Raw genomic sequence first — 14,534 nt, forward strand, 5'->3', positions numbered from 1 at the left:
CTGCCCTCCCTGGGTGTGCGACGTTCAGTTCGGGGGCAGCCGCAGCCGGGCGATGCGCCGTTCGCCGTCCAGGGCGCGCATCGCCCGGGCCAGCGTGGCGACGTGCAGTTCGTCCTCGCCGCGTTCGAGCATGGTCTCCGCCGTCACGCCGATCGCCTTGGCCTCCGCCATCAGCGCCTGCGCGGCCAGCACGCATCCCCGCACGTCGAAGTGGCCGCTGTCCCGGGCCGGATTGAGACGGGCGACCAGGTCGACGATGCGCAGGTAGCGGTCCACCAGCTCCTGCTCGGCGCGGGTCAGCGCGGGAAGCTCTCGTTCCGTCATGGACTCACCCTGTCATCCCGGTGCCGGCGCTGCCAGCCGCCGAGCACCTCGCGGCTGGCGTGGGCGACCTCGTCGAGGACGGCCTGGAACGCCGCGAGCACCGGGTCGTCGGCCGCGCCCGGTGCCGGTGGGCCGGCGGGGTGGGCGGCGTCGTCGGCGCCGGGCAGCACGGCGAAGTCCGGTCGCAGGCCCTGCACCCACAGCGCCGCGGCGAGCCGGGCCAGCGCCGCCAGCCCGTCGGGGCGCCCCTCCGAGGCGCTCACGACGACGTGCCGCTGGCCGTGCAACGTGTCGCGGACGAAGGCGGCGAGGCTGCCGTGGCCGACCTGCACGAAGACCCGGGTGCCCTCGTCGTGGAGGCGCTGCACCAGTTCCCGGAAGCGGACCGGCGAGACCAGGTGGCGGACCAGGAGCCGAGCCAGCGCCGACTCGTCGTCCGGGTAGCGGTCCACCGTGGTCGCCGACCAGACCGGCACCGTCGCAGCCCGCAGCGGGACGGCCCGGAGGATGGCGGCCACCGGGTCGAGGTAGGGCGCCAGCATCGGGCTGTGGAAGCCGGACCGGAACGGCAGCACCGTCCGGGGCACCGAGGGATCGGCGATCCGGGCGAACGCGGTGTGGATCGCCGCGTCGGTGCCGCAGAGCACCGTCTGCCGGGGACTGTTGTCGTGGGAGATGACCACGTCGGCCACCCCGTCGATGAGCCGTCTCGCCTCGACCACCGGACAGCCCACCACCGCGAACGCCACGTCGGGCAGCTGGTAGGCGTCCGGCCCCATCCGCCGGGCGAAGTCGTCGAACGCCTCCGCCGCCCACCTGCCGGCGGAGAACAGGGCGCTCCACTCGCCGGCGCTGTGCCCGGCGACGAGATCGGGCCGGATGCCCATCCGCCGCAGCGCGCCGTCCAGCAGGTGCCCGGTGTGCAGGAGGTCCCACGTCCGGCCGCCCACCGTCCCGGTGCGGTCCGGTTGGTAGCCGGGCAGGCCGAACGCCCCGGCCACGTCGTCCAGCGGTGGCCGGTCGTGTGCGGACAGGCCCGGGAAGAGGAACGCCACCCGGCCGGGACGGCCCGGCCGCAGCACCGGATCGGTGGTGTACCAGAGGTCGGCCGGGCCGGCCCACGACCGTTCCCGCAGGACGAGTTCCTGGGCGAGGGCGAGCCGGTCCGGGGTCGGGGTCAGCAGGGCCAGCCGGCACGGCAGGTCGGGGTCGTCCGGCTGTCCCGGGTGGCGCGCGCCCCGGGCCACCGCCCGGAGCCGGTCCGCGAGTTCCGTCGGGGACGACGCCGCCAGGCGCAGGACGGCCGGTCCCGACTGGCGGGGGTGCGGCGACCGGGCCGGCTCAGTCATCGAACCCGGCGGGCTGGAACGGGGCCGGGTCGCCGGCCACGTACAGCACCTGGTGCGCGTCCCGCGGGCCCTCGGCGATCTCGCACATCAGCGCCTCGACGCCAGCCTCCGGGTCGATCACCGCGATGCCGCGGCGCGCGTACTCCCGTTCCAGCTCGGCCGAGACCATGCCACCGCCGGCGGCGGCCCACGGACCCCACGCCACGGCGAGGGTGCGGCCGGTGAAGCGGTCGGCGGCGGCCAACGCCAGGGTGTCCAGCGCGTCGTTCGCCGCCGCGTAGTCGGCCTGCCCCCGGTTGCCGAACGCCCCGGAGACGCTGGAGAAGAACAGCAGCAGGCGCAGGTCCGGCTTCAGCGCGTCCAGCAGGACCCGGGCGCTGCGCACCTTGGCGTCGTAGACGGCGGTGAAGGCGGCCTGGTCCTTGTCCCGGATGAGCCGGTCGTCGAGCGTCCCGGCACCGTGCACGACGACGTCGATCCGGCCGTGCCGGCGGTAGACCTCGTCGACGGTGGCGGCCAGGCGGGCGTCGTCGCGGATGTCGAAGCGGTGGTACCGCACGGACGCGGCGTGCGCCTCGAGCCGGTCGAGGACGGCACGCAGCTCGCGCCCGGCGAGCAGGGCCCGCAACCGGCGCTCCACCTCGGCCAGCGTGCCGGTGCCGGCCGCCAGCAGGGCGCGGCGCAGCTCGACCGGGTCCGTCAGGCCGGCCGTGGCGGGGTCCTCCGCGGACTCCGGCGGGGCGGTACGCCCGACGATCTCCAGGTGGCAGCCGTACCGCTCGGCGAGCGCCACCGCCGTCCGGGCGGTGATGCCCCGCCCGCCGCCGGTGACCAGCACCACCGAGTCGGGGTCCAGGTCCAGCGCATCGGACCCGGCGGGGAGCTCCTGCCGGACGTAGCGGCGGGTCACCCGGGACCCGTCGGGCAGGCCGACCACCCCCCGGGGCGTCCCACCGGCCACCTCGCCGACGATCCGCTCGGCGACCGCCTCCGCGCCGCCCTGGGGGTCCACGTCCAGCAGGCGGACCCGGGTCTGCGGATACTCGTGGGCCACGGTGCGGACCAGCCCGGCGAAGCCGATCCCGGCCAGCGCGGCGTGCTGCCCGGCCGGGGCGGTCTCCGAGTCGACGGGCGCGAAGTGACCGCCCATCGTGGTGACCACGGTGATGTCCGGCACCCCCGCGGTGAGCAGCGCGCGGAGCCGGTCGTAGGCCGCCGGCAGGGCCGGCTCGCCGGCGGCGTCCGTCACCGGCAGCAGGATCGCCAGGTCGAGCTGCCCCGGCGGGGTCGCGGCGTCGGCCGTGGAGACCCCGGAGCGGGCCAACCGGCGGCGCAGCGCGTCCGCCAGGTCGGGCGCGCCGCCGGCGACCGCCGCGACGCGTCCGGAGAGGTCGGCGGCGGCGCGGGACGGCGCGGGCAGCGGCTGGAGGGCGGGGACGTACCGGTCCGGCGCCCGGCCCGGGGCGGTCCCGGTGGGCGTCCCGGCGTCCGGCGTGGACCGTCCGGCCGTCTCCGGGTCGTGCGTGGCGCGGCCGGCCGTCCGGGTGTCGGCCGGCCCCGCGACGTCGCCCGGTGTCGTGGCCGGGCCGGTCGCCGCCGGGTCGAGCGGGGGAAGCAGCGCCACCAGGTCGGCGATCGTACGGGCGCCGACGAGGGTCGACACGCGCGTCTCCGGTCGCGGGACCGCCAACCGGCGCAGCAGCGTCTCGGCCAGCTCCGTCCGCTTGATCGAGTCGATGCCGAGGTCGGCTTCCAGGTCGATGGTGGGGGTGAGCATCTGCGCGGGATAGCCCGTCCGCTCGCTCAACAGGTCGACGGCGAGGCCGAGGACGGTGGTCGGGCCGGCGTCGGTCGCCTCGGCGCGGGCGGGCTCGGTGGACGCCGCCGCGGCGACCGGCGTCGGGTCCGGTGCGGACCGCCGCGGCCGGGGCTCCCGGTCCAGGTAGCCGAGCACGATCTCGCGCTGGGCGTCGACCAGTTCCCGGCTGTTGCGCAGGAACTCCAGCACCGCCGTCTCGCGCGGATCCCCGCTGCCGGCGCTGTCCGCCGCCGCCAGCCGGGGCGCCTCGTCGGCGGGGCGCAGGCCGTTCGGCACCGGCTTGCCGTCCGGGCCCCGCACGAGGTGCCCGTCGACCGTCCACCCGGTGGCGGCGGGGGCGGGGGCCGAGGTGGCCCGCGGGCCGGCGAAGAGGCGGGCCGGGTCCACCGGCACCCCCGCGACGGCCAGCTCCGCCAGGGCGTGCAGCAGGCGGGGCAGCCCCGGTTCGTTCGGCACGTCGCAGCTGACCGCCCGGTGCGGCCGGTCGCCGAGGATCCGGCCGATCATCCGGCTGAGCACCCGTCCGGGCCCCACCTCGACGAAGACCCGGGCCCCGGCGGCGTACATGTCCTCGACCTGGGTCAGGAACCGCACCGGGGCGGCGAGCTGCCCGGCGAGGATCCGGCGGATCTCGTCCGGTGCGTCCGGGTAGCGCTGCCCGGAGGCGTTCGCCCAGACCGGCCGCTGTGGCGGCTGCACCGGGCAGTCGGCGAGGACGGCGGCGAACTCCTCGGTGGCGTCGGCCATCGCCGGGCTGTGGAAGGCGCAGGAGACGCCGAGCGTGGTGGCGGACCGGCCCCGGGCGCGCAGCCCGGTCACCGCGGTCGCCACCGCCGCCTCGGGGCCGGCGATCACCACCTGCTCCGGGGCGTTGTGGTTGGCGATCACCACGGCGTCGTCGAGGCCGGCCCCGGCGAGGGCGGCGGCGACCTCGTCGGCGCTCGCGGCGACGGCCGCCATGGCGCCGCCCCGCCCGCCGGCCGCGTGCATGGCGGCGGCCCGGGCGGCGGTCAGCCGCAGCAGGTCCGGGCGGGACAGGGCGCCGGCGGCGTGCAGGGCGACGAGTTCGCCGTAGCTGTGCCCGCCGAGCAGGTCGGGCCGGACCCCGAGGGAACCGAGCAGCTCCAGCAGGGCCAGCTCGGCGACCCCGAGGGCGGGTTGGGCGTGGCGCGTGTCGGCGAGCGTGGCCGCCCGGGCCGCCGCCGTCGCCTCGTCGAACGAGGTGGGCGGGAACATCACCGCGGCCAGCGCCGGGTCGTCGTACAGGTCGGTCCGCATGGCCGGGAAGGCCGCGAAGAGGTCGGCCAGCATGCCGGGGCGTTGGCTGCCCTGCCCGGGGAAGACCAGCGCCACGACGGGCGGCTCCGCCGGGCCGGGGTCGGCCAGGTAGACCCCGGCCCCGGGGTCGGCGGTGCCCACGGCGGCCAGCCGCAACCGCTCCCGCAGCTCGTCGAGGCTGCCGGCCACGACGGCGGCCCGGACCGGCCGGCCGTCGTCGCGGGTGCGGCCGAACCACTCCAGCGCGAGGGCGTGCAGCGCCCCGTCCCCGGGCGGCGCGTCGGCGGCCAGGGCGGACAGGGCACGTGCCGCCTCCCCGGTCGACTGCTCGTCGGCCGCGCGGAGCAGGAAGAGCTCGGCCGGCCAGCGTTCCCACGCCTGGTCGGGGTCGGCGGTGCTGGGGTGGGCCCGGACCACGGCGTGGAAGTTGGTGCCGCCGAAGCCGAAGGCGCTGACGCCGGCGGCGCGGCGGGCCGGGGGAGTGAGCCAGGGCCGGGCCGCGCCGTCGAAGGCGAACGGGCTGGCCGTGGCGTCCCAGTAGGAGTTGGGCCGGGTCAGGTGCCCGGTCGGCGGGCGGACCCCGGTCTGCACCGCCCGGACGGCCTTGATCAGGCCCGCCATGCCGGCGGCGCACTTGGTGTGCCCGATGAGCGACTTGACCGAGCCCAGCGAGCAGGTGGCCGGCCCGGCCCCGCGGGCGGCGAACACCTCGGACAGGGCGGACAGCTCGGTGCGGTCACCGACGACGGTGCCCGTGCCGTGCGCCTCGACCAGGCCGATCTCACCGGGCGCGACGCCCGCCGCCCGCAGGGCCCGCTCGACCGCGTGCCGCTGGCCCTGCGCCCGGGGGGCGGTGAGGCCCATGCCGCGGCCGTCGCTGGCGCCGCCCACGCCGGCGATCACCGCGTGGATCCGGTCGCCGTCGCGTTCCGCGTCGGCCAGCCGCTTGAGCACGAGACAGGCGACCCCCTCGCTGATCACGATGCCGTCGGCGGACTCGTCGAAGGTGCGGCACCGCCCGGTGGGCGACAGCGCCTGCACCGAACCGAAGAGCAGGTAGTCGTGCACCGCGTTGTGCACGTCCACCGCGCCGCACAGCACCATGTCGCTCGTGCCGACGGCCAGCTCCTTGCAGGCCAGGTCGACCGCCGCCAGCGAGGACGCGCAGGCCGCGTCGACGGTGTAGTTGACCCCGCCCAGGTCGAGCCGGTTGGCGATGCGCCCCGCGATGACGTTGCCCAGGATGCCGGGGAAGGAGTCCTCGGTCAGGCGGGGCAGGTGGGCGTCGAGCGCGGCGGGCGGCTCGGCGAAGTACGTCGGGAGCAGCGCCCGCATCCCGTACGCCGTCGCGAGGTCGGCGCCGGGCTCGGCCCCGAAGATCACCGAGGTCTGCGCCCGGGGGAAGGGGCGGTCGGCGTAACCGGCGTCGGCCAGTGCCCGCTCGGCGACGACCAGGGCGAGCAGTTGCGCGGGATCGATGCTTCCGAGTGCGGCGGGCGGTACGCCGTGGGCCACCGGGTCGAACGGCACGGGCGCCAGGAAGCCGCCCCAACGGGACGGGCTCTTCTCGCCCGGGCGGGGATCGTCCGCCGAGTAGTAGCGGTCCGCGTCCCACCGCCCGGGGTCGACCTCCACCACGGCGTCGGTGCCGGCGACGATGTTGGCCCAGAAGGAGGCCGCGTCGGAGGCACCGGGAAACGCGCAGGCCATGCCCACGATCGCGATGTCCATGGAATGCCCGGATCCTTTCCTCATCCCGTCCCCGTCCCGCGCCCGGTCCCACTCGTGACGGGCGGACGCGCGGTCGTACTCGAAAAGGGCACGTCGGCGGCGACGTCCGTGAATGCGCATAGCGCTGCGACGGACGTTTATGTGTTGCGGCCAGTGGCACTGCGGCGGTCTGCCGCGGTGGCTTCGCACGGGCGGCGCTGACGGTCTGGTGCCAGTTATAAAGACGCGAACCCCGAGTGGGGGTTCGGAGGGTCGGCACAAGCAAGATCGGTTGGTGCCTGCCTGCCTCCGAATGATCTCGTTCGATTTGCAAGCGTTTCCTCGATCCTTGCATACCGGCTGGTATGTGTCCACCCGTGATCGAATGCTCACCCGAACCGCCAGTTTTTGGCAGGCGATGCCCGCTTTGGAGGCATTTGGGGGCCGCTCGGGCGTGGAAGTTCCGCGGCCTGCGGGCCCCGCGGCGGCCATCACGAGGCTGAGTCCGTGATCAGCGTCACTCGATCCCGTGGAACTGCAGCTAGCCGCGATAATGCGCGGCGGCCAAGGGATCGTTAATTGCCGGATCTGTCTGCGCTAATGCGTACGTCGGTGACCCCGAACTTATTGGTGGGGATTGACTCCGTCCGGGCTCCATGATGTGCTTCCCGGGTCCCGACGGGGTTGGCGGAAATGCGCGGAGTGCTCCCGGGTGGTCGACCGGGAGGTCGGGACGCCGGTGTCGTACCCGCCGTGGCGGCGACACCGCTGGGGCAGGGAGAACGTGGGGGAACGGGGACATCCAAGTGCTGATCCGGCCTGTCGATCGGGTGTGTGAGCACCGCGACCGTGGGTGGCGGACGACCGCCTGCCGCGGTGCGTCGAGCGCCCGCTCGCCGGGGCGGCGCCGGCGCGGCTGAGCTGGCCGCCGCGGGCGGATCGTCAGGTCCGGATAGAGGGGCCGCCCCGCGCCGGGTGCGGCGTTCGAACCATGTCACGGGGGGAACCAGTGGATCTTGGATTGGACGGTCGGCGGGCGCTCGTCACCGGGTCGTCGTCCGGCATCGGAGCGCGGATCGCCGAGATGCTCGCCGACGAGGGAGTGACGGTCGTCGTGCACGGGCGCTCCGTGCCCGCCGCGGAGTCCGTGGCCCAGGGCATCCGGGCCCGGGGCGGCGTCGCGGAACCGATCGTGGCGGACCTGCTCGACACCGACGGCCCGCACCGACTGGCGGTCGCGGCCGAGCGCTACCTCGGCGGCGTCGACATCCTGGTCAACTGCGCCGCCACCGGCCTGGACCGGCCGTGGGACGACACCACGGACGAGGACTGGCGGCGCCTGCACGAGCTCAACGTGGTGGCGCCGGCCCGCCTCGCCCAGGCGCTGGTCCCCGGCATGCGTCGCCGGGGCTGGGGCCGGCTGATCCAGATCGCCAGCGGCGCCGCCACCCAGCCGCAGGTCGGCTCGGTGGCGTACTCGACGACCAAGGCGGGACTGGTCAACCTCACGACGGGGCTGGCCCGGGCGTTGGACCGCACCGGCATCACCGTCAACACCGTCAGTCCCGGCATCGTCGTCACCCCCCGGGTCGAGGCGTACGTCCGCGGTCTCGCCGCCGACCAGGGCTGGGGCACCGACTGGTCCGACATCGAGCAGCGGGTCCTCGCCAGGTCGATCGACAACCCCACCGGCCGGCTCGGCACACCCGACGACGTGGCGGCGCTGGTCGTCTTCCTCGCCAGCCCCCTCGCGGGCTTCGTCAACGGGGCCAACCACCGCGTCGACGGCGGCGCGATCGCCGTCGTCAACTGAGTCTCCGCGGAAGGATCAATGGTGACTGTCCACTACTCGGCGGACCGACGACCACGGTGGTTCCTCTTCCCGGACACCCCGGAGGCGCCGGTGGCGTTGTACTGCCTGCCGCACTCCGGGGCGGGGGCGACCGCCTACCGGGCCTGGATCCCGGCCGCGGCGCCGGGCGTCGCGGTACGCCCCCTGCAGCCGCCCGGCCGGGAGAGCCGCATCGACGAGCCGCCCGCCTTCGACGTCGCCGAGGTCGCCGACGTGCTGGCCGACGAGACCCGGCCGTACGCGCTGTACGGCCACAGCTTCGGCGCCCTCGTCGGGCACGCCGTCGTGGCGGAACTCCAGCGCCGCGGCGCCCCGCTGCCCCGGCGGCTCGTCGTCGGCGGGTCCCGCCCCCCGGACGACCTCCCGGAACTCGCCCGCCGGCTGCTCGTCCTCGACGACGAGGAGTTCCTGCGCGAGGTCGTCGGGATGGGCGGCACCCCGGCCGAGATCCTGGACCACCCGGCGCTGGCCGCCCTGCTCATCCCGGTGCTGCGGGCCGACTTCGGCTGGATCGACCGCTACGCCGGCGCCACGCACGGCCCGGTCGACGTGCCGATCCTCGGCTTCGCGGGCACCGAGGACCCGATCGCCACGGCCGAGGCGATGGCCGGGTGGCAGCGGATGACGTCCCGCGGGTACCGCGGCCACAGCGTGCGCGGCGACCACTTCTTCCACACCACCGACCCCGCCGGGGTGGTACGGGCCATCGCCGCCGACCTGGCGGCCGATTCCCGGTAGCGCCCCGGTGCGTCAACTCGACGGGCCCGGCAGCGGGCGACGAGGTCCCCGGTCTCTTTGTCCGGAACGGAGCGGCACATGACAGACTGCCTGATCGTCGGTTTCAACGACGTCGACTTCGCCAGCTACGTCAGCGACGTGCGCCTCATGGGGGCCGACTCCGGCGCCTTCCGCGACCTGCGCCTGGCGTACATCGACCTCGACGGGCGACCGCTGCGCGCGCTGGACGCGCTGAGTCACCTGCGCGAGAGCCCGCCGGGCGCGCCGAAGCCGTACTTCCACAACGCGGACTTCCTCTGGCCGGTGGTCACCGTGCTGGGCAGCTTCCTGGCCCGCCGGGGGTTGAGCGTCGACTTCGTCAACCTGTTCCAGCACGAGCGGGAGCAGTTGCGGGAGAAGCTGGCCGGCGACGTCCGCCTCGTGGCGATCACCACGACCCTGTACGTCTCGCCGCAGCCGATCATCGAGATCGTCGAGTTCGTCCGCCGGCACAACCCGAAGGTGTCCATCGTGGTCGGCGGGCCGTTCATCACCAACCAGGTGGCCGCGCTCAAGCGCCCCGACCTGGACGCGATGATGGACTACCTCGGCGCGGACTACTACGTCACCGGCCGCGAGGGCGAGCTGACCCTGGCCCGGCTGGCGCTCGCGCTGCGGTCCGGCACCGACCCGGGAGACGTGCCGAACCTGGCCTACCGCGTGGACGGCGACTTCGTCCACACCCGCACCGAGATCGAGTCGAACCCGCTGACCGAGTTGGTCGACTACCAGGTCTTCGGCCCCGACGCGTTCAACGAGTTCGTCACCACCCGGACGGCGAAGTCCTGCCCGTTCTCCTGCGCCTTCTGCGGCTTCCCCCAGCGGGCCGGCAAGTACACCTACCTCGACGTGACGCACGTCGAGCGGGAGCTGGACAACATCCGCAAGCTGCCGTCGGTCAACACCGTGACGTTCATCGACGACACCTTCAACGTCCCCAAGAACCGGTTCCGGGACATCCTGCGGATGATGATCGACAAGGACTACGGGTTCAAGTGGAACTGCTTCTACCGCAGTGACCACGGCGACCGCAGGACCATCGAGCTGATGAAGGAAGCCGGCTGCGAGGGCGTCTTCCTGGGCATCGAGTCGGGCAGCGACGTGCTGCTCAAGCAGATGAACAAGACCGCCCGCCGGGCGGACTACATCGACGCGCTCGGGGCCTTCAACGAACACGGCATCTCGACGTACGCCTCGCTGATCGTCGGCTTCCCCGGCGAGACGGAGGAGACCGTCGCCGAGACCGTGGACCTGCTCGACCAGGGCCGGCCGGACTACTTCCGGGCCCAGCTGTGGTACTGCGACCCGGTCACCCCGATCTACCAGCGCCGGGACGAGCTGGGCATCAAGGGCGAGGCGTTCAACTGGAGCCACCAGACGATGGACTGGTCCACCGCCGCCCAGATCATCGACGACCTCTTCGTCGACGTGACCAGCTCCGTCTGGCTGCCGCAGTTCGGGTTCGAGCAGTGGAGCACCTTCTACCTCCAGCGCAAGGGGATGTCCGGCGAGCAGGTCAAGGACTTCGTCCGCGCCTTCAACGGCGTCCTGGCCGACCAGCTGCGCCACTCCGGCGGCAGCGCCGCCCAGCCGGAGCTGCTCGACCGGTTGCGCCGGGCGAGCCAGTTCGAGGCGGTGAACCCGCCGGGCCCGGCGCCGTCGCCGGTGAGCTGACCGTCCCGCCCGTCCCAGCAGAAAGCGGTACCGTGCGCCGAACACCTTCCGACGCGGTCCGGGCCCGGCTGGCCAGCCGGCTGGCGGCCGGGGCCGAGTTCCTCGCCAACGACACGACGGTCGACCCCCTGCCCGACGACGCGGCGGCCACCGACGGCCCGCGGCGGTTCGCGGCCGACGGACACCCGTCGGACCCGGACGCCCCGGCCCCGGTCTCCTTCGCGCAGCGCCGCCTGTGGTTCCTGCACCAGTTCCAACCGGACAGCCCGGCCTACCACGTGCCGGCGGTGCTGCGGCTGACCGGACCGCTCTCCGTGGACGCCCTGCGGGACGCGCTGGACCGGCTGGTGGCGCACCATCCCGCCCTGCGCACGGTGTTCGACGACGTCGACGGCGAACCGGTGCAGCGGACGGTCGACGTGCCCGCCGTCCGGCTCGACGTGACCGACCTGACCGACCTGCCGGCCGCGCAGCGGGAGGACCGCGTGCGCGAGGCGGTCGCCGCCGAGCGGCAGCCCCCGTTCGACCTGCGGCGCGGGCCGCTCCTGCGGACCCGGCTGTTCCGGCTCGGCGAGGACGACCACCGGCTCTTCCTCGACCTGCACCACATCGTCGTCGACGGCTGGTCGCTCAGCGTCCTGGTCAACGACCTGGTCCGCTACTACGCGGCGGGGACCGGGCACGGCACGGCGCCCGCCCGGCCGCCCGTCGACCCGGCCGGGCACGCCCGCTGGCAGCACCACCGCGTCGGCGCCGGTGAGCTCGACGACCAGCTGGCCTGGTGGGAGCGGCGGCTCGCCGGCGCCTCCGCGACGGAACTGGCGCCCGACCGGGTGCGCCCCGCCGTGCTGGGCTGGCGGGGCGGCCGGCGGACCGTGCGCCTTGACGCCGAGCTGACCGACCTGGTCCGGGCCGCCGCCCGCCGGCACGCCGCCTCGCCGTACATGGTGCTCCTGGCCGGATTCGTCGCCCTGCTGCACCGGCAGACCGGGCAGTCGGACGTCGTGCTCGGCACGCCGGTCGCCGGCCGGGACCGGGTGGAGCTGGAGCCGCTGGTCAGCCTGCTGGTGAACACCGTCGTGCTGCGCACCGACGTCTCCGGCGACCCGACCTTCGCCGAGCTGGTGGCCCGGGTGCGCGACGTCGTGCTGGACGCCCAGACGCACCACGAAGCCCCGTTCGAGCTGCTCGTGGAGCGGCTGCGCCCCGTCCGGGACCCGGCCCGCCACCCGCTGTTCCAGATCGTCTTCGCGATGAAGAACCTCCCCCCGTTCGAGCGCCTGCACGTCGGCCCGCTGACGGTGGAGCTGCTCGACATGGTCGGCGAGGTCTCCAAGTTCGACCTCTCCGTGATGGCGTTCGAGGGCGACACGCACATCGACTGCGAGTTCGAGTTCAGCACCGAGCTGTTCGACGACGACCGCATCGCGCAGCTGATGGCGCAGTACCGGGCGATCCTCGGCTCGCTCTGCGCGCGTCCGGACCGGCGGCTGTCGGCGGCGGCGCTGCTGGACCCGGCGGAGGAGGACCGGATCGTGCGCCGCTGGAGCGGGCAGGTCCGCGACTACCCGACCGGGCCGGTGCACCACCTGGTCGCGCGGTGGGCCCGGACGGCACCGGACGCCCCCGCCGTGCGGGCCGACGGCAGGACCCTGACGTACGGGGAGCTGGACCGCCGCGCCGACGTCCTCGCCGCCCGGCTGCGGGCCGTCGGCGCGGGGCCCGGCCGGCCGGTGGCCGTCTGCCTGGACCGGGGCGCGGAGCTGGTGACCGCCTTCCTCGCCGTGCTCAAGGCGGGCGCGGCGTACGTGCCGCTCGACCCCGGCTACCCGCCGGACCGGCTCGCCTTCACGCTGGCCGACAGCCTGGCCTGCGCGGTGCTGACCAGCGAGGACCTGACCGGCCGGTTCGCGGCGGCGCGGACCGCGGTGCTCGACGTCGCCGCCGCTGTCTCCGCTGACGTCGACGCTGGTGGCGAGGCACCCGCCGGGGCCGGCGGGGTTGCCGCGCCCGTGGCGCCGGACCCACGGGAGATCGCGTACGTCATCTACACCTCCGGCTCCAGCGGGCGCCCCAAGGGCGTCGAGGTCACCCACGGCGGCCTGGCCAACCTGGTGCACTGGCACCTCGACGCCTACCGGGTCGGGCCGCAGGACCGGGCCACCCTCGTCGCCAGCCCCGGCTTCGACGCCTGCACCTGGGAACTGTGGGCGGCGCTGGCCGGTGGCGCGGCGCTGCACGTGCCGCCCGAGCCGGTCCGGGTCGCACCCGACCGGCTGGCGCGGTGGCTGGTCGACGAGGCGATCACCGTGACCTTCCTGCCCACCACCGTCGCCGAGGCGGTGCTCGCGGAGGAGGCCGTGACCGGCTCGGCGCTGCGGCTGCTGCTCACCGGGGGCGACGCGCTGACCCGTACGCCTTCGCCCGCGCTGCGCGCCCGGCTGGTCAACCACTACGGCCCGACGGAGAACACCGTGGTGGCCACGGCCGACCCGGTGCCCCCGCAGGACGGGCCGGTGGTGCACGCGCCCCCGATCGGCCGCGCCATCGCCAACGTCACCACCTACGTGCTGGACGGGGCCGGGCGACCGGTGCCGGTCGGCGTGCCCGGGGAGTTGTGCCTCGGCGGGCTCCAGGTGGTCCGGGGCTACCTGCGGGATCCCCGCCGCACCGCGGAACGCTTCGTCCCGGACCCCTTCGGGGCCACGCCCGGTGCCCGGATGTACCGCACCGGCGACCTCGTCCGCTGGCTGCCCGACGGTCGGCTGGACTTCCTCGGGCGGCTCGACAGCCAGCTCAAGGTGCGCGGCTTCCGGGTCGAGCCGAGCGAGATCGAGGCGGTGCTGGTGACCCACCCCGCCGTCCGGGAGGCCGCCGTCGTGGTCCGCGGCGACAACCCGGACCGCCGGGACCTCGCCGCCCTGCTCGTCCTCGAGGACGGGCCGGCGCCGACGTACGAGGAGGTGCGGGCCGTGGCCCGGCGGCACCTGCCGGGCTACATGGTGCCGGCGGTCCTCGCCGCGGTGGACGCCCTGCCCGTGACCACCAACGGCAAGCTCGACCGGGACCGGCTGTCCTGGCGAGACGGCCGGCCGCTGCGCCAGGAGGCCACGGCGGAGCCGCCGATCGGCGCCACCGAGCGCGCGGTCGCCGAGGTGTGGGCCCTCGTGCTCGACGTCCCGCCGTTGGGCCGTACCGACAACTTCTTCGACCTCGGGGGCCACTCGTTCCTCGCCCTGCGTGCCCGCCAGCAGCTCGCCGAGCGGCTCGGCGTCGAGCTGAACGTGGTCGACCTGTTCCAGTTCCCGACCGTGGCCGCGCTCGCGGCCCACCTGGACCGGATCCGCGCCACGCCGGAACCGGCCGGCGGGGAGCCGGACCCGGGGTCACCGGCCAGCCGTGCGCAGCTCCGCCGGGCGGCGGTGCGCGGTGGCGCCCTGGCACGTCGTCGACAGGCGCACGAACAGCGCCGCCTCGCGGAAGGGACGGACCGATGACCGAGCTGCCTGCGTACCTCGACGACCAGTTCGACAACGCCCTGGCGGTGGTCGGGATGGCGGGTCGTTTCCCGGGAGCGTCGAGTGTCGCGGAGTTCTGGCGGAACGTGTGCGCCGGGGTGGAGTCGGTGACGTTCTTCTCGCCGGAGGAGTTGGCGACGGCGGGGGTGCCGGAGTCGGTGTACTCGCATCCGTCCTATGTGCCGGCGAAGGCGCGGTTGGACGGCGTGGAGTTGTTCGACGCGGAGTTCTTC

At 74.9% G+C, this 14,534-nt stretch carries 8 protein-coding genes; 5 read left to right on the forward strand and 3 right to left on the reverse strand.

Translation table 11 applies throughout. The features are described 5' to 3' along the window. Positions 1-24: 24 nt before the first annotated feature. From ACZ6Q9_RS27935 to ACZ6Q9_RS27945, 3 genes are read right to left on the reverse strand one after another with little or no spacing between them, the layout of a single operon-like run. A complete protein-coding gene (locus ACZ6Q9_RS27935) occupies positions 25-324 on the reverse strand; it encodes a hypothetical protein (RefSeq protein WP_350702778.1) in 300 nt (99 codons plus the stop codon). Continuing rightward, on the reverse strand, positions 321-1,673 hold the full coding sequence (locus ACZ6Q9_RS27940) for an acyltransferase domain-containing protein (RefSeq protein ID WP_396830171.1): 1,353 nt from the start codon (positions 1,671-1,673) through the stop codon (positions 321-323). Before ACZ6Q9_RS27940 ends, ACZ6Q9_RS27935 begins: the two co-directional genes overlap by 4 nt. Continuing rightward, positions 1,666-6,501: an SDR family NAD(P)-dependent oxidoreductase gene (locus tag ACZ6Q9_RS27945; protein WP_396830172.1), complete on the reverse strand. Its 4,836-nt coding sequence runs from the start codon at positions 6,499-6,501 to the stop codon at positions 1,666-1,668. Before ACZ6Q9_RS27945 ends, ACZ6Q9_RS27940 begins: the two co-directional genes overlap by 8 nt. A gap of 988 nt (positions 6,502-7,489) precedes the next feature. Here ACZ6Q9_RS27945 and ACZ6Q9_RS27950 point away from each other — a divergent pair. The 5 genes from ACZ6Q9_RS27950 to ACZ6Q9_RS27970 all read left to right on the forward strand — a co-directional run. Continuing rightward, positions 7,490-8,293: an SDR family NAD(P)-dependent oxidoreductase gene (locus ACZ6Q9_RS27950; protein ID WP_396830173.1), complete on the forward strand. Its 804-nt coding sequence runs from the start codon at positions 7,490-7,492 to the stop codon at positions 8,291-8,293. Positions 8,294-8,314: 21 nt separating this feature from the next. Then, a complete protein-coding gene (locus tag ACZ6Q9_RS27955) occupies positions 8,315-9,070 on the forward strand; it encodes a thioesterase II family protein (protein ID WP_396830174.1) in 756 nt (251 codons plus the stop codon). Positions 9,071-9,148: 78 nt separating this feature from the next. Continuing rightward, on the forward strand, positions 9,149-10,783 hold the full coding sequence (locus ACZ6Q9_RS27960) for a PhpK family radical SAM P-methyltransferase (protein WP_357697235.1): 1,635 nt from the start codon (positions 9,149-9,151) through the stop codon (positions 10,781-10,783). A gap of 32 nt (positions 10,784-10,815) precedes the next feature. Next, entirely contained in the window at positions 10,816-14,280 is a 3,465-nt protein-coding gene (locus ACZ6Q9_RS27965) for an amino acid adenylation domain-containing protein (RefSeq protein ID WP_396830175.1), read from the forward strand. Next, positions 14,277-14,534, forward strand: a 258-nt coding sequence (locus tag ACZ6Q9_RS27970; protein ID WP_466021444.1) for a beta-ketoacyl synthase N-terminal-like domain-containing protein, incomplete at its 3' end; no start/stop codon positions are given. The genes ACZ6Q9_RS27965 and ACZ6Q9_RS27970, both read left to right, overlap by 4 nt.

The sequence above is a fragment of the Micromonospora sp. NPDC049139 genome (assembly GCF_055586845.1).